The following is a 24,263-nucleotide window of genomic DNA, read 5'->3' as shown; positions in this document are numbered from 1 at the left end:
CTACAGGCCGTAGCGCTCCCGGGCCTCCTTGATGGAGGACGCCGGGACCTCGCCGCGGCGGGCGAGCTGGGCCAGCGCGGCCACCACGATCGACTGGGCGTCGACACCGAAGTGGCGGCGGGCGCCCTCGCGGGTGTCGGAGAGGCCGAAGCCGTCCGTGCCCAGCGAGGTGTAGTCCTGCTCGACCCACTGGCTGATCTGGTCCGGGACCTGACGCATCCAGTCGGAGACGGCGAGCACCGGGCTGGTGACGCCTTCCAGGGCGCGGGTGACGAACGGGGTGCGCATCTCTCCTCGAAGGAGGGCCTCGTCGCACTCGAGCGCGTCGCGGCGCAGCTCGCCCCAGGAGGTGGCGGACCAGACGTCGGCGGCCACGTTCCAGTCGGCTGCGAGCAGCTTCTGCGCGTCCAGCGCCCAGTGGATGGCCGTACCGGAGGCCATCAGCTGGATCTTCGGGGCGTCGGCGGCCGGGGCCGCCTCCGCCAGGTCCGCCGCCGTGTTGAAGCGGTAGAGGCCCTTGAGGATGCCCTCCTCCACGCCCTCGGGCATGGCCGGCTGCGGCTTCGGCTCGTTGTAGACCGTCAGGTAGTAGAAGACGTCTTCCGGCTTCTCGCCGTACATCCGGCGCAGACCGTCCTTGACGATCACCGCGATCTCGTACGCGAAGGCCGGGTCGTAGTTGAGCGACGCCGGGTTCGTGGACGCGATCAGGTGCGAGTGGCCGTCCGCGTGCTGCAGGCCCTCACCGGTCAGGGTGGTGCGGCCGGCGGTGGCGCCGACGATGAAGCCCTTGCCGAGCTGGTCGGCGAGCTGCCACATCTGGTCGGCGGTGCGCTGCCAGCCGAACATCGAGTAGAAGATGTAGAACGGGATCATCGGCTCGCCGTGCGTCGCGTACGACGTGCAGGCGGCGATGAAGTCGGCCATGGCGCCGGCCTCGGTGATCCCCTCGTTGAGGATCTGGCCGTCCTTGGCTTCCTTGTAGTACATCAGCTGGTCGCGGTCGACCGGCTCGTACGTCTGGCCCAGCGGCGAGTAGATGCCGGCCGACGGGAAGAGGGACTCCATACCGAAGGTGCGGGCCTCGTCGGGGACGATCGGCACCCAGCGCTTGCCGGTCTCCTTGTCCCGCATCAGGTCCTTGACGAGCCGGACGAAGGCCATGGTGGTGGCCATCTCCTGCTTGCCGGAGCCCTTGAGCAGCGGGGCGAAGGAACGGTCCGCGGGGGCGGGCAGGGCCACGTGCTTGACCTTGCGGGCCGGGGCCGGGCCGCCGAGCGCCGCGCGGCGCTCGTTCAGGTACTGGACCTCGGGGCTGTTCGCACCCGGGTGGCCGTACGGGACCTGGCCGTCGGCGAAGGCGCTGTCCGGGATCGGGAGGCCAAGGAGGTCACGCATGTCCTTGAACTCGTCGATCGTCAGCTTCTTCATCTGGTGGTTCGCGTTCTTCGACTCGAACCCGGCGCCCAGCGTGTAGCCCTTGACGGTCTGCGCGAGGATGACCGTCGGAGCACCCTTGTGCTCCAGCGCGGCCTTGTACGCGGCGTAGACCTTGCGGGGCTCGTGGCCGCCGCGGGAGCTGTGGAAGCACTCGGCGATCTTCGCGTCGGAGAGCACGCCGGCCAGCTGCACGAGCTCGGCGTTGGCGCCGAAGAAGTGCTGGCGGATGTAGGCCACGTCGCGGGTCGCGTACGTCTGGAACTGCGCGTCGGGTACCTCGCGCAGGCGGCGTACCAGCGCGCCCGTGGTGTCGAGCTGGAACAGCTCGTCCCAGGCGGAGCCCCACAGCGACTTGATGACGTTCCAGCCGGCGCCGCGGAACTGGGCCTCCAGCTCCTGGACCACGCGGAAGTTGGCGCGGACCGGACCGTCGAGGCGCTGCAGGTTGCAGTTGATGACGAAGGTCAGGTTGTCGAGCTGCTCGCGGGAGGCGAGGGCCAGGGCGGCGGTCGACTCGGGCTCGTCCATCTCGCCGTCGCCCAGGAAGGCCCAGACGTGCGAGTTGGCGGTGTCCTTGATGCTGCGGTTCTGCAGGTAGCGGTTGAAGCGCGCCTGGTAAATCGCGGACAGCGGGCCGAGGCCCATGGACACCGTCGGGAACTCCCACAGCCACGGCAGGCGCCGCGGGTGGGGGTAGGACGGCAGGCCGTTGCCGCCGGACTCCTGGCGGAAGTTGTCGAGCTGCTGCTCGGAGACGCGTCCGTCGAGGAACGCGCGGGCGTAGATGCCGGGGGAGGCGTGGCCCTGGATGTAGAGCTGGTCGCCCGATCCGTCGGCCTCCTTCCCGCGGAAGAAGTGCTGGAAGCCGGTCTCGTACAGCCACGCGGCGGAGGCGAAGGTGGCGATGTGGCCGCCGACGCCGTACTTGGAGCCGCGGGTCACCATGGCGGCCGCGTTCCAGCGGTTCCAGGCGGTGATCTTGGCTTCCATCGCCTCGTCACCGGGGAACTCCGGCTCCGCGGCGGTGGGGATGGTGTTGACGTAGTCCGTCTCGAGCAGCTTCGGCAGCGCGAGGCCGGCGGCCTCGGCGTGCTGGAGCGTACGACGGAGCAGGTACTCGGCGCGGCGCGTACCGGCGGCCTTGGCGACGGCGTCGAGGGAGGCCGCCCATTCGGCGGTCTCCTCGGTGTCGCGGTCCGGGAGCTGGTCGAGCTCGCTCGGAAGCTTTCCTACGGGGTCGGACATCGGTGTGCGCCGCCTTCCGGACAAAGGAGAGGTGGTGAAGAAATCCCTGACGGGCAGGACAGGGTCGTTGGACCCGGGTGGGGTCCGCGGATGACTGTAAGGCGCTGATCGATGATCGATCAAATGAATGTGACGTAGAAACGTCAATCTGACAAAAGTCGGCACCGGGTGCCATGAAAACGGGCACCCGGTGCCGGTCAAAACGGGACGAGACGGGCGCTCGGACGGGTCTCGGGCGGAGTCTCGAAGGGCGAGATCAAGCCCGCGGCGCGCACCCCAGAACATGCCGCTTCACGAGCAGGCCGATGTCGGGGTCCTGGTTGCGGAAGGCGTCCACGAGGGCTTCGTGCTCCTCGGCGTAGGACTTCTGGACGGTTCCCAGCCACCGGATGGACAGGGCCGTGAAGACCTCGATGCCCAGGGACTCCCAGGTGTGCAGCAGCACGCTGTTCCCGGCGGCCCGCACCATCTCCCGATGGAAGCCCACGGTGTGCCGCACCTGGGCCGTGCCGTCCGCGCTGCGGTCGGCCTCCCACAGGGCCGCCACGTGCGGTTCCAGGGCCGTGCAGTCGGCCGCCAGCCGGGGCGCGGCCAGCTCGGCCGCGATCTGCTCCAGGCCGGCCCGGACCGGATAGATCTCCTCCAGGTCCGCCGCCGACAGGTTCCGTACGCGCACGCCCTTGTTCGGCGCGGACTCGATCAGCCGCAGCGTCTCCAGCTCGCGCAGGGCCTCGCGCACGGGCGTCTGGCTGACCTCCAGCTCCACGGCGATCCGGCGCTCCACGATCCGCTCACCGGGCTTCCAGCGCCCGCTGACGATCCCCTCCACGATGTGCTCGCGGATCTGCTCGCGCAGCGAGTGCACGACGGGTGGGGTGATCATCGGGGCTTCATCTCCTGAGGGGTGTGCAGGGGCATGCGGGGCCTTGATGCGTAGACAATACGGCGGAGCCGCTCGTCGCGATGCGTTCCTGGTCAGGGGCGCAGCGTGAGGCTGGTTACAGCGGCCGACCGGAGGGGCCCAGGGTACGACGACGGCGCCCCCGCCCGGGACGTGCATCCCGGGCGGGGGCGCCGTGCGCGACAGCCGTGAACCGCTGCCGCAGAGGCCTTACAGGCCGAGCTCGACCTCGAACTCGCCGGCTTCCAGGATGGCCTTGACGGCCGAGAGGTACCGGGCCGCGTCCGCGCCGTCCACCAGGCGGTGGTCGTAGGACAGGGTCAGGTACGTCATGTCGCGGATGCCGATGTTCGTGCCCTCGGCGGTCTCGATGACCACCGGGCGCTTGACCGTCGCGCCGATGCCCAGGATGGCGACCTGGTTCGGGGGCACGATGACCGTGTCGAACAGCGCACCGCGCGAGCCGGTGTTGCTGATGGTGAAGGTCGCGCCCGACAGCTCGTCCGGCGTGATCTTGTTGCCGCGGACCTTGGAGGCCAGGTCGGCGGTGGCCTTGGAGATGCCCGCCAGGTTGAGGTCACCGGCACCCTTGATGACCGGGGTCATCAGGCCCTTCTCGGAGTCCACGGCGATGCCGATGTTCTCCGAGTCGAAGTAGGTGATGGTGCCCTCGTCCTCGTTGATCCGGGCGTTGACGACCGCGTGGGCCTTCAGCGCCTGGGCCGCGGCCTTGACGAAGAACGGCATCGGGGACAGCTTGACGCCCTCGCGGGCGAGGAAGCCGGCCTTGGCCTTCTCGCGCAGCTTCATGATCTTGGTGATGTCCACCTCGACCACGGAGCTGAGCTGCGCCTGCGAGTGCAGGGCCTTCATCATGTTGTCGCCGATGACCTTGCGCATGCGGGTCATCTTGACGGTCTGACCGCGGAGCTCCGAGACGGCGGCGGCCGCGGGGGCCTTCGCTGCCGGGGTGGCGGCCGGAGCCGGGGCGGCAGCGGCGGCCTTGGCGGCCTCGGCGGCGGCCAGGACGTCCTGCTTGCGGATGCGGCCACCGACACCGGTGCCCGAGACCGCGGACAGGTCGACGCCGGACTCCGTGGCGAGCTTGCGCACCAGCGGGGTCACGTAGGCGCCCTCGTCACCGGCGGAAACCGGGGCGGCGGGGGCGACCGGAGCCGGAGCGGCGACCGGAGCCGGAGCGGCCACGGGAGCCGGAGCGGCAACCGGGGCGGCGACGGGCGCCGGGGCGGCCGCGACCGGAGCCGGGGCAGCCACGGGGGCCGGGGCAGCCACGGGAGCCGGAGCGGCGACCGGAGCCGGAGCGGCGGCGGCCGGAGCGGCCGCGGGAGCCGCGCCCGCCGCACCGATGACGGCCAGACGCGCGCCGACCTCGGCGTTCTCGTCCTCGGCGACCAGGATCTCCAGCAGAACGCCGGCGACCGGGGCGGGGATCTCGGTGTCGACCTTGTCGGTCGAGACCTCCAGCAGCGGCTCGTCGGCCTCGACCGACTCGCCGACCTGCTTCAGCCAGCGGGTGACGGTGCCCTCGGTGACGGACTCGCCCAGGGCGGGGAGTACGACATCGGTACCGGCGGCGGCCGGAGCGGCAGCGGCGGGGGCCTCGGCGACCGGGGCCGGAGCGGCCGGAGCCTCGGCAACCGGAGCCTCGGCGACCGGGGCCGCGGGGGCCTCGGCGGCCGGAGCGGCGGCCGGGGCCGGAGCGCCGGAGCCGTCGTCGATGACGGCCAGCTCGGCGCCGACCTCGACGGTCTCGTCCTCGGCGACCTTGATGGAGGCCAGGATGCCCGACACGGGGGACGGGATCTCGGTGTCGACCTTGTCGGTCGAGACCTCGAGCAACGGCTCGTCGGCCTCGACGCGCTCGCCCTCGGCCTTCAGCCAACGGGTGACAGTGCCCTCGGTGACGCTCTCACCGAGCGCCGGAAGGGTTACGGAAACCGACATGGTTTCAGTTGCTCCTAACGAAAGTGCGGAAGTGGTCGTCGCGCCCAGTGACGATTAGTCGTGTGCGTGCAGGGGCTTGCCGGCGAGCGCCAGGTGCGCCTCGCCCATCGCCTCGTTCTGCGTCGGGTGCGCGTGGATGAGCTGCGCGACCTCGGCCGGCAGTGCTTCCCAGTTGTAGATCAGCTGGGCTTCGCCGACCTGCTCGCCCATCCGGTCACCGACCATGTGGACGCCGACCACGGCACCGTCCTTGACCTGGACGAGCTTGATCTCGCCCGCGGTCTTCAGGATCTTGCTCTTGCCGTTGCCCGCCAGGTTGTACTTGAGGGCCACGACCTTGTCCGCGCCGTAGATCTCCTTGGCCTTGGCCTCGGTGATGCCGACGGACGCGACCTCGGGGTGGCAGTACGTGACGCGCGGCACACCGTCGTAGTCGATCGGGACGGCCTTGAGGCCGGCCAGACGCTCCGCCACCAGGATGCCCTCGGCGAAGCCGACGTGCGCGAGCTGGAGGGTCGGGGCGAGGTCGCCGACGGCCGAGATGGTCGGCACGTTGGTCTGCATGTACTCGTCGACCACGACGTAGCCGCGGTCCATCGCGACGCCCTGCTCCTCGTAGCCCAGGCCCTGGGAGACGGGGCCGCGGCCGATCGCGACCAGCAGCACCTCCGCCTCGAAGGTCTTGCCGTCGGCCAGGGTGACCCGCACACCGTTCTCGGTGTACTCGGCCTTGTCGAAGAAGGTGCCGAGGTTGAACTTGATGCCCCGCTTGCGGAACGCGCGCTCCAGCAGCTTGGAGCTGTTCTCGTCCTCGACCGGCACGAGGTGCTTGAGGCCCTCGACGATGGTGACGTCGGTGCCGAAGGACTTCCACGCCGAGGCGAACTCGACGCCGATGACGCCGCCGCCCAGGACGATGGCGGACTCGGGCACGCGGTCCAGGACCAGCGCGTGGTCCGAGGAGATGATGCGGTTGCCGTCGATGACCAGGCCGGGCAGCGAGCGCGGCACGGAGCCGGTCGCCAGGAGCACGTGGCGGCCCTGGATGCGCTGGCCGTTCACGTCGACGGACGTCGGCGAGGAGAGGCGGCCCTCACCCTCGATGTAGGTCAGCTTGCGGGAGGCGACAAGACCCTGCAGGCCCTTGTACAGGCCCGCGATGATGTCGTCCTTGTACTTGTGCACACCCGCGATGTCGATGCCCTCGAAGGTGGCCTTGACACCGAACTGAGCGGCTTCGCGGGCCTGGTCCGCGATCTCGCCCGCGTGCAGCAGAGCCTTCGTGGGGATGCAGCCGTTGTGCAGGCAGGTGCCGCCGAGCTTGTTCTTCTCGATCAGGGCAACGTCCAGACCCAGCTGGGATGCGCGCAGCGCCGCGGCGTAACCGCCGCTGCCGCCGCCGAGGATCACTAGGTCGAAAACGGTGCTGGCGTCGTTCGCCACGTCACGTCCTCCATGCATGTGCGCCGAGCACCGGTCCTCTGTGACCGGGCGGCGGCTGGTATACGGCCGCTTTTGTTTCGGCCCTGTGGTGGGGGCCCTGTCCTGCCGAGAACCCATCTTCGCATTTGTCGGCGGAACGCGGGACGCCGGGCCTGCCCTGCGTCAGGTCCTTCCGCCCGAACCGGGGGTTACCGCAGCGTAGAAACCTACGGATTTCGTTGGCAGCGAACAGGCCCCGGCCGTGATCAGAAAATCTGATCACGGCCGGGGCCTGCGTGGAGCGGGGCCGTCAGGCGTCAGCCCAGGTCGCCCGTGGCCGTGCGCTCGGCCAGCCGGACCAGGGTCCGGACGGCGGAGCCGGTGCCGCCCTTGGGGGTGTAGCCGTACGGGGCGCCCTCGTGGAAGGCGGGGCCCGCGATGTCGAGGTGGGCCCAGGTGATGCCCTCGCCGACGAACTCCTGGAGGAAGAGGCCGGCCACCAGGCCGCCGCCCATGCGGACACCCATGTTGGCGATGTCGGCGGTGGGGGAGTCCATGGACTTGCGCAGGTCCTCGGGGAGCGGCATCGGCCAGGAGGCCTCGCCGACCTCCTCGGCGATCTCGTGGATGGAGGTGCGGAAGGCGTCGTCGTTGGCCATGATGCCGAAGGTGCGGTCACCCAGGGCCATCACCATGGCGCCGGTCAGGGTCGCCACGTCGACGATCGCGTCCGGGTTCTCCTCGGAGGCCTTGGTCAGCGCGTCGCCCAGGACCAGGCGGCCCTCGGCGTCCGTGTTGAGCACCTCGACCGTCTTGCCGCTGTACATGCGCAGCACGTCGCCGGGCTTGGTGGCCGAGCCGGAGGGCATGTTCTCAGCGAGCGCGAGCCAGCCGGTGACGTTGACCTGGAGGCCGAGCTTGGCGGCCGCGACGACGGAGGCGAAGACGGCGGCGGCGCCGGCCATGTCGCACTTCATCGTCTCGTTGTGGCCGGCCGGCTTCAGGGAGATGCCGCCGGAGTCGTAGGTGATGCCCTTGCCGACGAAGGCGAGGGTCTTGTCCGCCTTGGAGTGGGTGTAGGAGAGCTTCACCAGGCGCGGCGGGTTCTCGGAGCCCTTGCCGACGCCCATGATGCCGCCGTAGCCACCCTTGACCAGGGCCTTCTCGTCCAGGATCTGGACCTTGATGCCGTTCTCCTTCGCAGTCGCACCGGCGACCGCTGCGAAGGCCTCGGGGGTGAGGTCGTTCGGCGGGGTGTTGACGAGGTCACGGGCGATGTTGATCTCGGTCGCGACGATCGTGGCGCGCTCGACCGCGGCCTTGTGCTCCTTGTCGCGCGGCTTGGCGCCGAGCAGGGCGATCTCGGCGAGCGGCTGCTTCGGGCCGCCGTTCTTGGAGCCGGCGGCCTTCTTCTCGCCGCCCTGGTACGCGGTGAAGGCGTACGCGCCCAGCAGCGCGCCCTCGGCCACGGCCGTGACGGCGGAGGCATCGTCCAGGGGGAGCGCGAAGGCGGCCTTCTTGGTGCCGTGCAGGGCACGGGCGGCGGCGCCGGCGGCGCGGCGCAGCGCCTCCTCGTCGTAGGACTCGTCCGTGTCGGGAAGGGCGCCCAGCCCGACCGCCAGCACGACCGGGACCTTGAGGCCGTCCGGGGCCGGCAGCTTGGTGGTCTCGCCTTCGGCGCCCGAGGCACCGAGCGCGTCGAGCACGGCGGCGAGCTTGCCGTCGTACGCCTTGTCCACGGCCTCGGCGCCCGCGGCGACGACGGGGCCCTTGGGGCCCTTCGCCACGCCGACGACGAGGACGTCGGCGCGCAGCGTCGCCGGTCCGGCAGTGCTGAGAGTCAGAGCAGTCACGGTGGTGAATTCTCGCTTCCGTTTTGGTGGTGTGGGCCGAGTGGGTGGACGGCCGTCCGTAGCGATCGTATTCGGGCCCGATGGCCGCCGGAAACGAGCCTACGCGCACGTACTGGTCCGCACGTCACTCGAAGGTTTGGCAAGTTGTTCGATCTAGAGGTCGCCAGGTTCACCCATCTGTGGACTCTGTTCCACGTTTGCCTCTCAGGCCTCACGCGGTCCGAAACACTCGGACCACTCTCGCAAGGGGACGCGGGGTCCCTTTGCATCATTTCCACAGAAGCCTCCCCGGTCTGGCCCCATGCCACAGGCCGAAGTCGAGGATCTGCGGGGGGAAAGGCCGAAATGGTCCACAAGAACCGGATGAACAGGCTCGCCGCCGTCTGCCTCGCGGCCGCCATAGCATCCGTCGTAGTACCCGGAGCAGCCGCGCAGGCCGCGGTGACTCCGAGGATCGACCTGCGGGTGCTCGTCGTCGACGACGGCGGGAGCTCGGTCGAGGCGATCACCGCGGAGCTCCGCGACACGGGGGTTCCGTACACCCGCATCGACCTGGGCAGCGGGAGCCGCCCGGTCGTGAACGCGGCGTTCCTCGCCGACACGGTCGACGGCCGGCCGCGCGCCAAGTTCCAGAGCGTGGTCCTGCCGAACGAGAATCCGTTCGGAGCGGGCTCGGCCGAGATGGCCGCCCTCGCCGCGTACGAGACGACGTACGGGATCCGCCAGGTCGACGCGTACACCTGGGCGCACCCGGGCGTCGGCCTGGAGTACACCGACAACGGCGGCTACAGCGGGACCCTCGACGGCACCCGGGCCGCCGTCACCGCCGCCGGCAAGGCGGGCCCCTTCGCCTACCTCGGCGGGCAGGTGGACTTCGAGGACAACTCGCCGCTGATCCCCGAGAGCTACGGGTACATGGCCAAGCCGCGGACCGGCTACACCAGCTACCTCGACGCCCCGGTCGGCTCCGGACGGGCTTCGCTCGTCGGCGAGTACACCCACGACGGGCGCAGCGAACTGGTCGTCACCTTCGGCTACAACCAGTACCAGCAGCAGTTCCGGCTGCTGGCCCGCGGCATCGTCGAGTGGATGACCCAGGGCGTCCACCTCGGCCAGGAGCGCAACTACTTCGCGGTCCACGTCGACGACGTCTTCGCGCCGGACGCCCGCTGGAACAAAGACCTGAACTGCACCCCCGGCGACTACGCCTGCGCCGGCGGCGAGGGCCAGGAGTCCACGATCCGGATGACGGCCGCCGACGCCGTGTACGCGGCGCAGTGGCAGACGTCCAAGAACTTCAAGCTCGACATGCTCTTCAACGGCGGCGCCGGCGAGGAGTGGAAGGCCGAGAACGGCGGCGTCGACGCCCTCACCGCCCAACTGGTCGCCGACCGGGCGAAGTACCGGTGGATGAACCACACCTACACGCACCCGTTCCTCGGCTGCGTCCAGGACACCACCACCATCCCGTGGACCTGTACGAAGAACAGCGCCGGCGCGATCAACTACATGAGCCGCGCCGAGATCTCGGCCCAGATCCGCGACAACAACAACTGGGCCGCCGCCAAGGGCATCACCACCGACCGCACCGAACTGGTCACCGGTGAGCACTCCGGCCTCAAGACCCTCCCGCAGCAGCCCCAGGACAACCCCAACCTGGCCGGCGCGCTCGCCGACAACGGCGTGAAATGGGCGGGCAGCGACAACTCCCGCGAGCCCGCGCAGCGGCCCGTGGGCGCCGCACTGACCGTCCCCCGGTACCCGATGAACGTGTACTACAACACGGGCACCAACGCCGAGATGGCCGACGAGTACAACTGGATCTACACCAGCCGCGCCCACGGCGGCAGCGGCATCTGCGAGGACAACCCCGGCACCTCCACCTGCCTGCCGGCCCCGCTCGACGCCGCCACGGGCTACCTGGACTACATCGTCCCGGCCGAGGCCAGGACCGCCCTGCGGCACGTCCTGAACAACGACCCGCGCCCGCACTACGTCCACCAGTCCAACCTCGCCGAGGACCGCACCCTCTACCCGGTGCTCAACCAGGTCCTCGACACCTACCGCACCCTGTACGCGCCCTCCGCGCCGATCGTGAACCAGAGCATGAAGGACACCGGCGTCGAGCTCCAGCGCCGCGCCGCCTGGAACGCGGCGGTCGCCGCCAACCAGGTCACCGCCTACCGCATCGGCAAGGTCGTCACCGTCAAGGCGCCCTCCGGAGTCGTGGCCCCGGTCACCGCGCCCACCGGCACCAAGAAGCAGCTCGTGCTGGGCACCGCGGACTTCGGCACCGCCTACGCCGGCTCCCGCTCCGCCTGGACGGCGCCCGAGCTGCTCCAGAGCGCCGTCACGCTGAACACGCCCTGACGGTCCGCCTGCCCTGACCAGCCGGGCACGCACGGACAAGACAGCCACGCGTACCACCTAGCGCCGGCGCTCCGCGAACCACGGGCGCCGGCCCCTTTTCCGTCCTTGGGGGGACACACCGCATGAGCCATGGGCGCCATGTCACCATGCTCACCGAAGGCACCTACCCGCACGTCCACGGGGGCGTCAGCACATGGTGCGACCAACTGGTCCGCGGCATGCCGGAGGTCGACTTCAACGTCATAGCCCTGACCGGCTCCGGACGCGAGCCGGTCACCTGGGAACTGCCGCGCAACGTCTACCGCCACACCAGCGTTCCCCTCTGGGGCGCCCCGCCGGCCCGCAGACTCCGTTCCGGCCTGCGGGGCAGGACCAAACGCGGATTCGCCGAGACCTACGAGACCTTCCTGCTCTCCCTGCTCGACCCCGCGCGCGGCGGATTCTCCGAATCCCTGCGCGAACTGGCCCTGCTGGCCCGCTCCGGGCGGCTCGCGGCGGCCCTGCGCTCCGAATCGGTCCTGCGCCTGCTGATGACCGTCTGGACCCGCCCCGGCCTGGTCACCGCCGACGCCGAGCCCACCATCCACGACGCGCTCACCGCCACCGACCTGCTGGAACACGCACTGCGCCCGCTGTCCGTGCGGATCCCGCCCGACAGCGTCGCGCACGCCGTCAGCAGCGGACTGGCCACCCTCCCCGCGCTCGCCGCCAAGTACCTCGACAAGGTGCCCTTCCTCCTCACCGAGCACGGCATCTACCTCCGCGAGCGCTACCTCGGCTACCGCAGCGCCGAGCAGCGCTGGCCCGTCAAGGCGCTCATGCTCGGCTTCTACCGCGAGCTCAACACCGAGGGCTACCGGCAGGCCGACCTGATCACACCGTGCAACCAGTACAACCGCCGCTGGGAGGAGCGCGGGGGCGCCGACTCCGAGCGGATCCGCACCGTCTACAACGGCGTCGACCCGCACGCCTTCCCCGAGGCCGGCCCCGAACCCGAGGTGCCCACCCTCAGCTGGTGCGGCCGCATCGACCCCATCAAGGACCTCGAAACCCTCCTCCGCGCCTACGCGTTCATGCGCGAGGAGCTCCCCGCCCTGCGCCTGCGCCTCTTCGGCCCGGTCCCGGCGGGCTGCGAGGACTACCAGCTGAAACTGGAGAAGCTCGCCGCCGAACTGGGCGTGGGCGACGGGATCACCTACGAGGGCCGCATCGACGACGTGGCCCGGGCCTACGGAGCCGGCTCCGTCGTGATGCTCTCCTCCATCAGCGAGGGCTTCCCCTTCTCCATCATCGAGGCCATGTCCTGCGGCCGCACCACCGTCTCCACCGACGTGGGCGGAGTCCGCGAAGCCGTCGGCGACACCGGGCTCGTCGTCCCGCCGCGCGAGCCCGAGACCATGGCCCGCGCCACCCTCGCCCTGCTCCGCGACGACGAACGCCGCGCCGAGCTGGGCCGGATGGCCCGCAAGCGGGTGGTGGAGAAGTTCACGCTCCACCAGTCCGTGGACGGCTTCCGCCACATCTACCGCGAACTCGCCGGCCAGCCCCTCCTGCCCGTCCACGCGGGCGACGAATGGACCCAGCGCCTCGCCGACCCCTGGTACAAGGAACTCGCCGCCGACGGGAGCCTGTGGTGAGCGGATCCCTCTGGCTCAAGCCGCCCGGCCCGGACGGGAACCGGGTGGCCGTCGGCCACGCGGCGGCCGCCGGGCGCGGTACGGCCCCCGCCGCCGAAGCGGCCGACACCCTGCCCGGCATCCCCCGGCCGCGCCGCGAAGGACGCGAAGGACGCGAAGGGGGCGAAGGACGCCACGGGCCGGCCGCCGACCCGATGGACGAACTCGCCGAGCGCCTCGGCCCGCTCATCGCCGCCGCCGTCCACCCCGACGAGATCGCCGCCGTCCTCGAATCCGACGGCATGACCGACGAGCACATCCGCCTCGCCTACGGGCGCCAGGACTCCTTCGCCCTCGCCGAGGAGCTCTACGCCCAAGTACCGCGCTCCTTCCCGGAGCCGGGCCGCGTCCCCGACCCCTGGAAGGTGCCCCTCACCGCCTGCCTCCTGCGCGGGGTGATCTTCGCCCTGCCCGGGCTCGCCTACCTGCTGGGCGCACCCCTCCTGGAAGGCCCCAAGGACCGGCTGGGGCTGCCGGCCGGGACGCTCACCCTGCTCGCCGGGGCCCTCATCGGCTGGGTCTGGGACCAGACCCTGTCCCACCGGGCGTACTCCTGGCTCGGCCTCGGCGACCGGGCCGCCGCCGGGCGGACCCTGCTCGCCGGAGCCCCCGCGGGGGCCCTCCTGGGGACCGCCGCCGCGCTGGCGGTACCCGGCGGGCCCCCCTTCTCCTACGCCTTCGCCGCCGGTCAGGCCCTCTACGTCGGGGCCGCCACCGTGCTGCTCGTCCTCGGGCGGGAGCGGCTGCTGCTGGCCGCGCTCGCACCGATGGCTGCCGGGGCCCTGCTCACGCTCCTCGTGGAACTGCCCGTCCCGGTCCGGGTCCTCCTGCTGACGGCCTCCCTCCTGGCCGCCTGCGCGCTGGCCGTACGGGAACTGCCGCTGGCCGACGGCGTACGGGCCCTCGTGCTCCGCGTCCGCGGCTGGACGGAGCGCCGGCCGGGCGAACGGGGCCCGGTGCGCTGGAAGATGCTGCGCGGCGCCGAGGAGGAGTACGGGCCGCGCGGACCCCGGCTCGGGGACTCCGTCCCGTACGGGGTGTTCGGCCTGGGCACCGGTCTGCTCGTGCTGTACGCCGCCCTCGGGGAGGTCCTCGCCGGGGGACCCGCCGAAGCGGTCGCGGCCCCCTCGGCCGTGGCCCTCACCCTCAGCATGGGCCCCGCCGAATGGCTGCTCCACCGGTTCCGCAGCGGCAGCCTCGCCGGGCTCCGCGCGGCCCGCTCACCCCGCCGGTTCCGGCTGCGGATGCTCTCCACCCTGGCCCGGTGCCTCGCCGCCTACCTGGCGGTGCTGCTGGCCCTCGGCCTCACCGGAACCCTGCTCTGGCCCGGAGCGCCCGGCCTGACCGGAGTCCGCGTCGCCACCCTGCTGCTGCTCGGCGCCGTGATGTGGACAGGGCTGCTCCTGCAGTCCTTCGGGGCGGTCCGGCCCGCCGCGGTGGTCTGCGCCTCGGCCGCCGTCGCGCAGAGCCTTGCCCTGCTCCTGGGACTCGGGCAGCCGCGCGCCGTGCAACTGGCCGTCGCCGGAGCCGCGGCGCTCGCGCTGGGCACCCTGGTCTGCCTGCTCCTCGGCCGGGCCACGGCCCACCGCTGACCCCACACCGCACACCCCCGACGCACGTGACCCCGTACGAGAAGAAGGACCTCATGCTCCTGGTGCCCCTCTACGAGCACCCCGCCGACCGCCCCGAGTACTGGGAGCGGCTCATCCGCTCCGCCGGCCGGCTGCACTCCGTGGTGCTCAACCCCGCCAGCGGGCCCGGCGAGGCCCCCGACGAGCGGTTCGCCGCCGTCGCGGAAAGGCTGCGCGGGGCCGGGGTGCCCGTCCTGGGGTACGCCGACACCGACTACGGGCGGCGCCCGCACGCCGCCGTGGTCCAGGACCTGCTGCGGCACCGCGACTGGTACGCCACCGACGGGACCTTCCTGGACCAGGCCGCGGCCGGCCCGAAGTTCCTGCCGCACTACCAGCGGCTCGCCGTCGCGGCGCGGGCCGCCGGGGCCCGTACCGTCGTCCTCAACCACGGAGTGCACCCGCACCCCGGCTACGCCGAACTCGCCGACCTCCTCGTCACCTTCGAGGGGCCCTGGGACGCCTACCGGGACGCGGCCGCCGTTCCCCCGTGGACCGCCGACCACCCCGCCCACCGGTTCTGCCACCTCGTCTACGCCGTCCCGCCGGGCGCCCCGGCCGCCGAACTCGCCGGGCGGCTGGCCGCCCAGCGGGGGGCGGGGGTGCACTGCGCGGTCCCGGGGACCGGCGCGCACCCGTGGGGGACCCTGCCGTACGCCCTGGAGGCCACCGGATGAGACCTACGCCGACCCGCCTGCCCGCCCGCCGCCTGCCCGCCCTCGGGGCCGTCGGCCTCCTCGCCGTACTGCTGCTCGCGGCCTGTACCTCCGGCCCGCAGGACGACGAGGAGCAGCCGGAGGACTTCTCGCCCGCCCCGGCGCCCGGGGAGCGCTGGCAGCCGGCGCCCGGGGTCAGCTGGCAGTGGCAGATCACCGGGAAGCTGGACACCTCGGTGAAGGCGGCGGTCTACGACATCGACGGATTCACCACCACCAAGGAGCAGGTCGCCGAACTGAAGGCGGCCGGCCGGCGGACCATCTGCTACCTCTCCACCGGAGCCTGGGAGGACTTCCGGCCGGACGCCGGGTCCTTCCCGCCGTCGATGCGCGGCGAGGGCAACGGCTGGGAGGGCGAGCGCTGGCTGGACATCCGGCGGCTCGCGGAACTGGAACCGCTGATCGCCAAGCGGTTCGACATGTGCCGGGACAAGGGCTTCGACGCGGTGGAGCCGGACAACATGGACGCCTACCGCAACAAGTCGGGCTTCCCGCTCACCGCCGGCGACCAGCTGAACTACAACCGGCTGATCGTGCGGCTCGCCCACGACCGGGGGCTGTCGGTCGGCCTGAAGAACGACCTGGACCAGATCCCGGAACTGGTGGGGGACTTCGACTTCGCGGTCAACGAGCAGTGCGCCCAGTACGACGAGTGCGCCCGGCTGACCCCGTTCATCGCGGCGGGCAAGGCCGTCTTCCACGTGGAGTACGAGCTCCCGGCGAGCCGCTTCTGCGCGGCCACGCGCGCGCTGAAGCTCAGCTCGCTGGAGAAGAAGTACGACCTCGGCGCCTGGCGGAAGGCCTGCTGACAGCGGGCCGCCGACAGCCGACAGCCGACGGCCGCCCGCGGCTAGCCCACCGGCAGGATCGCGTGCACCCGGTAGCCGCCCCCGAAGCGGGGCCCGGCGAAGCAGGAGCCGCCCAGGGCCACGGCCCGCTCGCGCATGCCGAGCAGGCCGTGCCCGCCGCCGGGGTCGCGGGGCTCCGGGGCGGGGTCCGCCGCGGAGCCGCCGTCGTCCAGTACGGTCACCTCCACCGAGCCGCCCACCCGCACCACGCTGACCTCGGCACCGGCCCCGGGACCCGCGTGCTTGCGGACGTTGGTCAGCGCCTCCTGGATGACCCGGTAGGCCACCAGGTCCACGGCGGCGGGCAGCGGCACCGCAGCGGCCGGGCCCAGCTGGACCATCACCTTCACCGGGAGCCCGGCGTGCCGGAAGGTGTCCACCAGGTCGTCGAGGACGGCCAGGCCGGGCGCCGGCTCGGTCGGCGCCTCGGGGTCGCCGGACTGCCGCAGCAGCCCGACGGTCGCCCGCAGCTCGTTCAGGGCCGACCGGCTGGCGTCCCGTACGTGCGCCAGGGCCTCCTTGGCCTGGTCCGGACGCTTGTCCATGACGTGGGCGGCCACCCCCGCCTGCACGTTGACCAGGGCGATGTGATGGGCCACCACGTCGTGGAGGTCCCGGGCGATCCGCAGCCGCTCCTCGGCGACCCGGCGCCGGGCCTCCTCCTCGCGGGTCCGTTCGGCGCGCTCGGCCCGCTCCTGGATGGCGTCGATGAACGCCCGCCGGCTGCGCACCGCGTCCCCGGCGGCCGCGGCCATGCCGGTCCAGGCGAAGATGCCGAGGTTCTCCTGCGCGTACCAGGGCAGGGGTCCGGCGAGCATGGCCACGCCCGTCAGCCCGGCCATGGTGAGCAGGCCGAGCTTCCAGGTGGTGGGCCGGTCGGTGCGCGAGGCCACCGTGTACAGGGCGATCACCGTGCACATGGCGACGGGTGCCCGCGGCTCGCCGGTGGTCAGTTCCAGCAGCGAGAGCCCGATGGTGACCGCCAGCACCGTGCGCGGCCGCCGGCGCCGCAGCACCAGGGCGCCCGCGCCGAGCACCATGAGGACGAGCGAGAACGGCTCGGGGGTGCGGGTCCCGAAGGTCGGCCCGTGCTCCCCGTGCGGGTTGGCGAAGGATCCGACGACCATCGCGACGAGCGCCCCGAGCGCCAGTACGGCGTCGGTGGCCAGCGGATGCTCCCGCATCCACTGCCGTGTGGGGGCGAGCGGCCCGAGGTGTGTCGTCACCCCGATACGGTACGGCCCCGCGCGCGTTCTCAGACCCGGGGCGGCGGGACGGGAGGCGCCCCGGGCGGGGCCGGGGGAGGGGCCGCGTCCCGGGGCCGCCCGAGCGGGGCCCGGGAGCGCTCGGGTCCCCACTTGGCGCGGACCAGGCAGATCAGCATCACCGAGGCGATCGCGGCCAGGTGTTCCTTGCCCGCCAGGTTGTCCTTGAAGAGCAGCTCGCCGATCATCACCAGGATGACGAGGGAGCCGGTCAGGTAGGCCCGGTAGCGCCAGCAGACGTAGACGGCGAGTCCGACCACCGCCGCCGAGGGCCCGGTGTCGTTGACGATCCTGTCCGACACGGGCAGGCCGAAGGGGTGGTCCGGACCGAGCGAGAGCCCGATCCGCGCGTACGTGGTCCCGGCCAGGGTGGCCACGTAGCCGATGACCAGCGTGCGCCACCAGCCGATGCAGATCTCCGCGATCCCGAAGACGAGGAGGATCTGCGCGAGCGCACCCCACACCGGCAGGTCCAGCGCCGGGACGAACAGCGACAGCGGGGTCCGCAGCAGGGCCAGCCAGAGCGGGTCGACGGCCTTGACCGACCCGAGGTCCTGCACCGGCTGGAAGCCCCATGACGTCTGCTGGAGGATCCAGAGGACGGCGGTCAGGCAGACCGCGCCGAGGGTCATCGGGATCGCCCGCCACCTGTCGCGGACGAGTGCGTCCCGGACCGTCCGGTACAGGGGCCCCCACTCGCGGCGGGCGAACCGCCGCAGTGAGGCAGTGGTCAACGCTTGCTCTCCAGATGTCTGCGGTGCATCCACTTCGGCAGCCCGGGTGCTTCCAGGAAGCCCTCGGCCCGGCCCGCGGCGATACCGATCCGCAGCAGGTCCGAACTCTTCTCGAAGAGCATGAACCTCGGTTCCCAGATCGGCCGGTATTTGGCGTTGGCCCGGTAGAGGGACTCGATCTGCCACCAGCGCGAGAAGAAGCTCAGCAGCGAGCGCCACAGACGCAGCACCGGACCGGCGCCGAGCTTCGACCCGCGCTCGAAGACGGAACGGAACATCGCGAAGTTCAGCGAGACCTGTGTGACCCCGATCTCCTTTGACCGCTCCAGGAGTTCGATGACCATGAACTCCATCAGACCGTTCTCGGAATCCCGGTCACGGCGCATCAGGTCCAGCGACAGCCCCTTGGGTCCCCAGGGCACGAAGGACAGCACGGCGCGCAGCTCGCCCTCGCCGTCGAAGCACTCCAGCATCACGCACTGGCCGTCGTCGGGATCGCCCAGCCGGCCCAGTGCCATGGAGAAGCCGCGCTCGGTCGCGCCGTCGCGCCAGTCGTCGGCGCGCAGCAGGAGCACGTCCATCTCCTCGGCCGGGATGTCGGCGTGCCGGCGGATGCGGACGGTGTACCCGGCCCGCTTGACGCGGTTGTACGCCTGGCGGACGGTGCGCATGGCGCGGCCCTCCAGGGTGAACTCGTCGGTCTCGACGATGGCCTCGTCGCCCAGCTCCAGCGCGTCCAGTCCGTGCCGGGCGTAGATCTGCCCGGCCTCCTCGCTCGCGCCCATCACGGCCGGCACCCAGCCGTGCTCGCGGGCCTCGGCCAGCCACGGGTCGATGGCGCCGGGCCAGGCCTCGGGGTCGCCGATCGGGTCGCCGGAGGCCAGCGAGACCCCGCCGACGACGCGGTAGGTGACCGCGGCCTTGCCGGTGGGGGACCAGATGACGGACTTCTCGCGGCGCAGCGCGAAGTAGCCCAGCGAGTCGCGGTCGCCGTGCCGGGCGAGCAGCAGCCGCAGCCTCTCCTCGTCCTCCTCGGTGATCGGGTCCACGGCGCGGCGCGAGCGGAAGGCCGCGAAGAGCACGGCGAGCAGCAGCAGCGTCGACATGACGTTGATGGCCACGTCCACCCAGCTCGGGGTGGTGATCGCGTTGTACGCCTTGTCGTCGGGGGCGAGGGTGACCAGCCGCATCACGCCGTACCGCCAGCGGGCCAGGAAGGTGGCGTCGGCGGCGTCCGGGTCGGTGTTGGTCGCACCGACCAGCAGGGCGGCGACCAGCGAGGTCACCAGCAGGCCGACGGAGGCGACCAGGCTGGCCAGCAGCGGGTTGGAGCGGTCGCCCTTGGCGTAGAACTCCCGGCGGCCCAGCAGCAGTGCGCCGACGAAGAGCGCGGTCAGCCCGAAGGCCACCCAGTTCTGCGGGTGGACGCGGAACTCCGGGTAGCAGAACTCGTACGAGCCCCCCGAGCACGGGGTGAAGGAGGCGACGGCGGCCATCGCGAAGGCCGCCAGCAGCAGCCCGCTGAGCACCAGGTTCAGGATCCAGGCCGCGCGCTTGCGGCGGCCCATGGTGACGGTGAGCAGCAGCGAGAACGCCGCGGAGGCGAAGCCCGCCGTGAGCAGGTACGGGGTGTAGAAATCGGCGGTGCTGTGCCGGCGCAGGTCCTGGCCGAGCGAGAACCACACCGCGCTGAGCAGGTTGACGAAGGTGACGGCCCGCAGGTACCAGACCGCGAAGGTGGCGCTGCGCCGCGAGCGGACGCTTCCGCGGCCGGTGCTCCGGGCGGCCCCCTGGCCGGCCGGTGCGGAACCTTGGGCGTTCGCCTGGCCGTTGGCCTGGGCGTTCGCCGGGGTGTTGGCCTGGGCGTTCCCCCGCCCGCCCCCCTGATTGTTTCTGCCGTTCGGATCCCCACCCGTACCTCGGTCGGTCTTCCGATCGGTCTCTGCGCTGGTCAAACGGACCTCTCCCATAAAAAGCGATGATATGGGGCATCGCGGTCCGTGCTGGGGTCCCGAGGGCCGCGGCCTGGTCAGGACCGCGGGCCCCGGTGACTCATTCGGTCGGCTCGGCCGCCCGTTCGGGGAGTTCCGCCGCGAGTGCGGCGGCCGCCTGGACGAGGGGGAGAGCCAGCAGCGCCCCGGTTCCTTCTCCCACAGTGACGCCGTGGTCGAGCACGGGGTTGAGTGCCATCCGGTCCAGTGCCTTCGCCTGGCCGGGCTCCCCGCTCGCCTGTCCGGCCAGCCACCAGTCCGGGGCCCGGAAAGCGGCCCGCTGGGCCACCAGCCCGCAGGCCGCCGAGACCACCCCGTCGAGGATCACGGGGGTGCGGCGCACCGCGCACTGGAGCAGGAAGCCGGTGATCGCCGCGACGTCGGCGCCGCCCACGGTGGCGAGCAGCGCGACCTGATCCCCGAGGACGGGCCGGGCGCGTCGCAGCGCGTCGCGGATCGCCGCGCACTTGCGCATCCAGGCCAGGTCGTCGATCGGCATGCCGCCGCGGCCCGTGACCACGGAGGCGTCGGTGCCGCACAGGGCGGCTACCAGGGTCGCGGCGACCGTGGTCCCGCCGACGCTCAGGTCTCCGAGGACGACCAGGTCGGTCCCGGAGTCGGCCTCCTCGTCGGCGATCCGGATGCCGAGCTGCAGAGCGGCCGCGGCCTCCTCGGCCGTCAGCGCGTCCTCGACGTCGATGCGCCCGCTGCCCCGCCGGACCCGGTGCTTGGTGATCTCCGGGGGCAGCAGGTCGGGGTCGCAGTCCAGGCCGGCATCGACGATCCGTACGGAGGCGCCGAGCCGCTCGGCCAGGATCGCCACCGGGCTCCGGCCGTCCAGGACGGCCCGTACCAGCTCGTGGGCGCCGCCGGCGGGACGTACGGAGACCCCCTCGGAGGCCACCCCGTGGTCGGCGGCGAACAGCACGACGCGCGGCCGCTCGATCGGCTTGACCGGCACCCGCCCCTGGGCGGCGGCGAGCCACTCGGCCAGTTCGTCGAGCCGCCCCAGCGCCCCGGCCGGCACGGCCAGCCGTTCACGGCGTTCCTCGGCGTCACGCCGCACGCCCGCGTCGGGGCGCTCGATCAGATCGGAGAAGTCGTCGAGATTCAGCGTGGTCATTTGCCAGAGGGTACAGCGGAGCCCCGGGGGGCTCGAACGCTCCTCACGCCCCGGGGCGTTGCCGCCGCGGGGCGGGGGCGCGTACGGCGCGGCGGCTACTGCTTCAGGGTCAGTGCCTGCCCCGCCACCACCAGGAGGACGTGCTCGCACTCCCCGGCGACCCCCGCGTTCAGCCGCCCCAGCTCGTCGCGGAACCGCCGCCCCGCCGACGTCGCCGGAACGACCCCGGAGCCGACCTCGTTGCTGACCAGCACCACCTGCCGGCGGGTGGCCCGGACCGCCGCCACCAGGTCGCCGACGCGCGCGGCCAGCTCCTTGCTCCCCCCGCCCGCCCAGACGGAGTCGTCCCAGGCACCGGCCCGGTCCATGGCGTCCGTGAGCCACAGCGCCAGGCAGTCGATGAGCAGCGCCGGCCCCTCCTGCGCCAGCAGCGGCACCAGATCGCAGGTCTCCACGGTCCGCCAGGACGCGGCCCTGCGCTCGCGGTGGAGCCCGATCCGCGCGGCCCAGTCCGCGTCGCCCTCGCGCGTACCGCCCGTGGCCACGTAGACCACCTCCGGGTAGCCGGTCAGCCGGCGCTCGGCCTCGTACGACTTGCCCGACCGGGCGCCGCCCAGGACCAGGGTCCGCCGCGGCACCTCGGGCGCCGGCCGGTACTCCCCGGCCGCCACCGTGGTCCCGTCCGGCACCGTCCGCGCACCCGCGGCGGCGCACCGGCGCTCCAGTTCCGCGCCCGGCGGGGTGTCGTGGTCCAGGTGGACGGCGATCACGTCCGTCGCCGGGCCCACCGCCCCGCTGGCCCGCAGCCGCGCCAGCGCCTCCGGCCGGCCGAGCACGTCCGCGAGGACCACGTCGTACGGGCGCCGCCCGCTGGTGCCCGCGGTCCCGGCCGGGGCGCCGCCCGGCGGCAGGTACAGCATCCGGGCACCGTCCGGCCCGGTCACCTCGTACCCGGTGCCCGGCGCGTCCATCGGCACGGCCCGCACCCGGTGCCCGGAGATCACCGCGAGCTCCCGCCCGTCCGGCACCCGCCCGGCCGCCGGCAGCCCCGGCGGCAGCTCGACGGCGGGGCCGTCGTGCGGGTGGGTCAGCAGGACCTGCCGTACGGCGGCCAGCGAATGCCCCGCCCGGGCGCCGGCGAGCACCGCCCCGGGCGTCAGGTCCAGCAGCAGCGCCCCGTCCACGAGCACGGAGGTGGCGGCGCGCGCCCGGGGCCCCACGGAGAGCGCGCACGCGGCGCAGGGACAGCCGGGGCGGGGCAGTCCTTCGGGCGTACCGGTGCCGAGCAGAGTCAGTTCCACAGGATGATCCTCCCGCGTCCCCGGGACTGCTGCGCGCCCGGTTCCTGGTGGCTCTGCGTGAAGGACGGCTCTGCGGGTGGTTCGGAGCCGCGTGAGCTGTTACCGCGGACAAAGAGACGACACGCCGCTTTCTCCCACATGGACCCCGAATCGACGTGACATCCTCCCGCTGCTCCTGAGAGCGCTACGGTCGCTCACGTGAAGCTCCGCTACAACTACCGGGTGTATCCAGATGCCTCTCAGCGTCGGGCGTTGGCGAGAACGACTGTCTACGCGACCGGAGGGAAGCGCACGCGGCGGGTATGCCCTACCCGGCGTCAGCCGATCTGTCCAAGGCGCGCATCACCCAGGCGAAGCGGACAACGGAGCGTTCCTGGCTGGCGGAGGTGTCAGCCGTGGTTCTCCAGCATGCGCTGAGGGATCTGGACGTTGCCTACAAGAACTTCTTCGACTCCGTTCGGGGCAAGCGAAAGGGCCGGAAAATGGCGCCGCCCCGGTTCAAGTCGAAGAAGGACGCCCGTCAGTCGATCCGGTTGAGCTCCAACGCGTTCTCGGTCCGGGCGAACGGCAGGGTGTATGTGGCCAAGGTGGGAGAGCTGCGTGTGATGTGGTCGAGGCCGTTGCCCGCCCCGCCGACCTCGCTCACGGTTGTCAAGGACTCGGCGGGCCGGTACTTCGCGAGTTTCGTCGTCGACCCTGAGCCTGAGCTTCTGCCCGAGGTGATTCCCGAAGTCGGAATCGACCTGGGGTTGTCGGTATTCGCCGTACTCTCCGACGGCACACGGATCCATTCCCCGAGGTTCTTGCGTCGGGCGGAGAAGAAGCTCAAACGCCTGCAGAGGGACCTCTCCCGCAAGGCGAAGGGGTCGAGGAACCGGGGCAAGGCCCGCGGCAAGGTGGCCCGGCAGCATGCAAAGGTGGCCGACCGGCGCAGGGACTGGCATCACAAGACGTCCACACGGATCATCCGCGACAACCAAGCGGTATACGTGGAAGACCTCGCGGTGTCCGGCCTTGCGCGCACCCGCCTGGCCAAGTCCGTCAACGATGCGGGGTGGTCCGCGTTCGTGAGCATGCTGGAATACAAGGCAGCCAAGCACGGTCGGTACTTCGGGAGGATCGGCCGGTTTGAGCCGACCTCCCAGGTTTGCTCCACGTGCGGGGTCAAGGACGGCCCCAAGCCGCTCCATGTCCGCATCTGGAGCTGTGGGGCCTGCGGTGCCGTGCACGACCGTGACGACAACGCTTCGAAGAACACACTGGCCGCCGGACGGGCGGACAGGCTAAACGCCTCGCAGAGCGCAGGTAAGACCGGGAGCAAGCTCCCGGCACAGCGTGTTGAAGCAGGAAGCCACCGAGACGGTCACGCGGCCGTTGTAGGAATTCCTGGCCCTTTGGCCAGGGAGCATGTCAATCTGCGGGCACACTCTAGGCGAGAAGCGTGTGAGAAGCGGACGAGCAACGGAGGCGGACATGGCGTGGACGTGGCGGTTCGAGACGGGCGACGGCAGTGAGACCAGCCCGTCGGTGGTGCCGGAGGAGTTCACCACGCAGGGGGACGCCGAATCCTGGATCGGCGAGTACTGGAAGGACCTGCTGGAGGGCGGTACCGAACAGGTGAAGCTGTCCGACGACAACGGGGTCCAGCTCTACACGATGAGCCTGCGCGAGGCCGCTGAGCTCTGACCGGCCCACACCGGTGCTGACCGGTACCGGCCCGGTGTGCGAGAGCCCGGACCCCTCGGGGGTCCGGGCTCGGCGGTGTCCGCGGCCGCTCTGCGG

At 71.8% G+C, this 24,263-nt stretch carries 16 protein-coding genes and 1 pseudogene; 7 read left to right on the top strand and 10 right to left on the bottom strand.

Annotated elements, in window-relative coordinates; genetic code table 11:
• The 5 genes from aceE to ACZ60J_RS14780 form a co-directional block, all read right to left on the bottom strand.
• Positions 1 to 2,685, bottom strand: a complete 2,685-nt coding sequence (gene aceE, locus ACZ60J_RS14800; RefSeq protein ID WP_469681956.1) for a pyruvate dehydrogenase (acetyl-transferring), homodimeric type — start codon at positions 2,683 to 2,685, stop codon at positions 1 to 3.
• Positions 2,686 to 2,941: 256 nt separating this feature from the next.
• Positions 2,942 to 3,565: a GntR family transcriptional regulator gene (locus ACZ60J_RS14795; protein ID WP_469682437.1), complete on the bottom strand. Its 624-nt coding sequence runs from the start codon at positions 3,563 to 3,565 to the stop codon at positions 2,942 to 2,944.
• Positions 3,566 to 3,796: 231 nt separating this feature from the next.
• The gene (gene sucB / locus ACZ60J_RS14790; RefSeq protein WP_469681954.1) at positions 3,797 to 5,551 is read right to left on the bottom strand and encodes a 2-oxoglutarate dehydrogenase, E2 component, dihydrolipoamide succinyltransferase; all 1,755 of its coding nucleotides are present in this window, start codon (positions 5,549 to 5,551) and stop codon (positions 3,797 to 3,799) included.
• A gap of 54 nt (positions 5,552 to 5,605) precedes the next feature.
• A complete protein-coding gene (lpdA, locus tag ACZ60J_RS14785; protein ID WP_382971808.1) occupies positions 5,606 to 6,994 on the bottom strand; it encodes a dihydrolipoyl dehydrogenase in 1,389 nt (462 codons plus the stop codon).
• A gap of 296 nt (positions 6,995 to 7,290) precedes the next feature.
• On the bottom strand, positions 7,291 to 8,826 hold the full coding sequence (locus ACZ60J_RS14780; RefSeq protein WP_469681952.1) for a leucyl aminopeptidase: 1,536 nt from the start codon (positions 8,824 to 8,826) through the stop codon (positions 7,291 to 7,293).
• 345 nt (positions 8,827 to 9,171) lie between these two features.
• Between ACZ60J_RS14780 and ACZ60J_RS14775 the strand changes: the two genes are divergently transcribed.
• The 5 genes from ACZ60J_RS14775 to ACZ60J_RS14755 all read left to right on the top strand — a co-directional run bounded on the left by ACZ60J_RS14775 (position 9,172) and on the right by ACZ60J_RS14755 (position 16,028).
• Positions 9,172 to 11,196: a hypothetical protein gene (locus tag ACZ60J_RS14775; RefSeq protein WP_469681950.1), complete on the top strand. Its 2,025-nt coding sequence runs from the start codon at positions 9,172 to 9,174 to the stop codon at positions 11,194 to 11,196.
• Positions 11,197 to 11,318: 122 nt separating this feature from the next.
• Entirely contained in the window at positions 11,319 to 12,833 is a 1,515-nt protein-coding gene (gene pelF / locus ACZ60J_RS14770) for a GT4 family glycosyltransferase PelF (protein ID WP_469681948.1), read from the top strand.
• Complete coding sequence (locus tag ACZ60J_RS14765; RefSeq protein WP_469681946.1) at positions 12,830 to 14,464, top strand: hypothetical protein; 1,635 nt, start codon at positions 12,830 to 12,832, stop codon at positions 14,462 to 14,464. The genes pelF and ACZ60J_RS14765 overlap by 4 nt, the downstream gene beginning before the upstream one ends.
• A gap of 53 nt (positions 14,465 to 14,517) precedes the next feature.
• A complete protein-coding gene (locus ACZ60J_RS14760) occupies positions 14,518 to 15,180 on the top strand; it encodes a spherulation-specific family 4 protein (protein ID WP_469682435.1) in 663 nt (220 codons plus the stop codon).
• Positions 15,177 to 16,028: an endo alpha-1,4 polygalactosaminidase gene (locus ACZ60J_RS14755; RefSeq protein ID WP_469681945.1), complete on the top strand. Its 852-nt coding sequence runs from the start codon at positions 15,177 to 15,179 to the stop codon at positions 16,026 to 16,028. Before ACZ60J_RS14760 ends, ACZ60J_RS14755 begins: the two co-directional genes overlap by 4 nt.
• Positions 16,029 to 16,069: 41 nt before the next feature.
• On the opposite strand, the gene ACZ60J_RS14750 is transcribed toward ACZ60J_RS14755, so the two are convergent.
• The 5 genes from ACZ60J_RS14750 to ACZ60J_RS14730 all read right to left on the bottom strand — a co-directional run bounded on the left by ACZ60J_RS14750 (position 16,070) and on the right by ACZ60J_RS14730 (position 22,481).
• Complete coding sequence (locus ACZ60J_RS14750; protein ID WP_469682433.1) at positions 16,070 to 17,251, bottom strand: sensor histidine kinase; 1,182 nt, start codon at positions 17,249 to 17,251, stop codon at positions 16,070 to 16,072.
• Positions 17,252 to 17,322: 71 nt separating this feature from the next.
• Positions 17,323 to 18,066 (bottom strand): hypothetical protein, encoded by a 744-nt coding sequence (locus ACZ60J_RS14745; protein WP_469681943.1) that lies wholly within the window; start codon positions 18,064 to 18,066, stop codon positions 17,323 to 17,325.
• Complete coding sequence (locus ACZ60J_RS14740) at positions 18,063 to 20,036, bottom strand: phosphatidylglycerol lysyltransferase domain-containing protein (RefSeq protein ID WP_469681941.1); 1,974 nt, start codon at positions 20,034 to 20,036, stop codon at positions 18,063 to 18,065. Before ACZ60J_RS14740 ends, ACZ60J_RS14745 begins: the two co-directional genes overlap by 4 nt.
• An 82-nt stretch (positions 20,037 to 20,118) precedes the next feature.
• Positions 20,119 to 21,180: a nicotinate-nucleotide--dimethylbenzimidazole phosphoribosyltransferase gene (cobT, locus tag ACZ60J_RS14735; RefSeq protein WP_469681939.1), complete on the bottom strand. Its 1,062-nt coding sequence runs from the start codon at positions 21,178 to 21,180 to the stop codon at positions 20,119 to 20,121.
• Positions 21,181 to 21,275: 95 nt separating this feature from the next.
• The gene (locus ACZ60J_RS14730) at positions 21,276 to 22,481 is read right to left on the bottom strand and encodes a bifunctional adenosylcobinamide kinase/adenosylcobinamide-phosphate guanylyltransferase (RefSeq protein ID WP_469681937.1); all 1,206 of its coding nucleotides are present in this window, start codon (positions 22,479 to 22,481) and stop codon (positions 21,276 to 21,278) included.
• Between the two features lie 198 nt (positions 22,482 to 22,679).
• On the opposite strand from ACZ60J_RS14730, the pseudogene ACZ60J_RS14725 reads away from it, so the two are divergent.
• Positions 22,680 to 23,995, top strand: a pseudogene (locus tag ACZ60J_RS14725) (RNA-guided endonuclease InsQ/TnpB family protein).
• Positions 23,955 to 24,167, top strand: coding sequence for a hypothetical protein (locus ACZ60J_RS14720; protein WP_469681935.1), 213 nt, complete (start codon positions 23,955 to 23,957; stop codon positions 24,165 to 24,167). The pseudogene ACZ60J_RS14725 and the gene ACZ60J_RS14720 overlap by 41 nt, the downstream one beginning before the upstream one ends.
• Positions 24,168 to 24,263: the final 96 nt, after the last annotated feature.

Source organism: Streptomyces sp. NPDC104226, from assembly GCF_055584085.1.
Note: the sequence above shows the minus strand (reverse complement) of the source record. Positions and strands in the feature narration are given on the sequence as shown.

Excerpts from the sequence above, each read along its gene's own strand:
- aceE (WP_469681956.1), bottom strand. The coding sequence starts at position 2,685 with ATGTCCGACCCCGTAGGAAAGCTTCCGAGCGAGCTCGACCAGCTCCCG.
- sucB (WP_469681954.1), bottom strand. The coding sequence starts at position 5,551 with ATGTCGGTTTCCGTAACCCTTCCGGCGCTCGGTGAGAGCGTCACCGAG.
- ACZ60J_RS14775 (WP_469681950.1), top strand. The coding sequence starts at position 9,172 with ATGGTCCACAAGAACCGGATGAACAGGCTCGCCGCCGTCTGCCTCGCG.
- pelF (WP_469681948.1), top strand. The coding sequence starts at position 11,319 with ATGAGCCATGGGCGCCATGTCACCATGCTCACCGAAGGCACCTACCCG.
- ACZ60J_RS14760 (WP_469682435.1), top strand. The coding sequence starts at position 14,518 with ATGCTCCTGGTGCCCCTCTACGAGCACCCCGCCGACCGCCCCGAGTAC.
- ACZ60J_RS14755 (WP_469681945.1), top strand. The coding sequence starts at position 15,177 with ATGAGACCTACGCCGACCCGCCTGCCCGCCCGCCGCCTGCCCGCCCTC.
- ACZ60J_RS14750 (WP_469682433.1), bottom strand. The coding sequence starts at position 17,251 with ATGCGGGAGCATCCGCTGGCCACCGACGCCGTACTGGCGCTCGGGGCG.
- ACZ60J_RS14740 (WP_469681941.1), bottom strand. The coding sequence starts at position 20,036 with ATGGGAGAGGTCCGTTTGACCAGCGCAGAGACCGATCGGAAGACCGAC.
- cobT (WP_469681939.1), bottom strand. The coding sequence starts at position 21,180 with ATGACCACGCTGAATCTCGACGACTTCTCCGATCTGATCGAGCGCCCC.
- ACZ60J_RS14720 (WP_469681935.1), top strand. The coding sequence starts at position 23,955 with ATGGCGTGGACGTGGCGGTTCGAGACGGGCGACGGCAGTGAGACCAGC.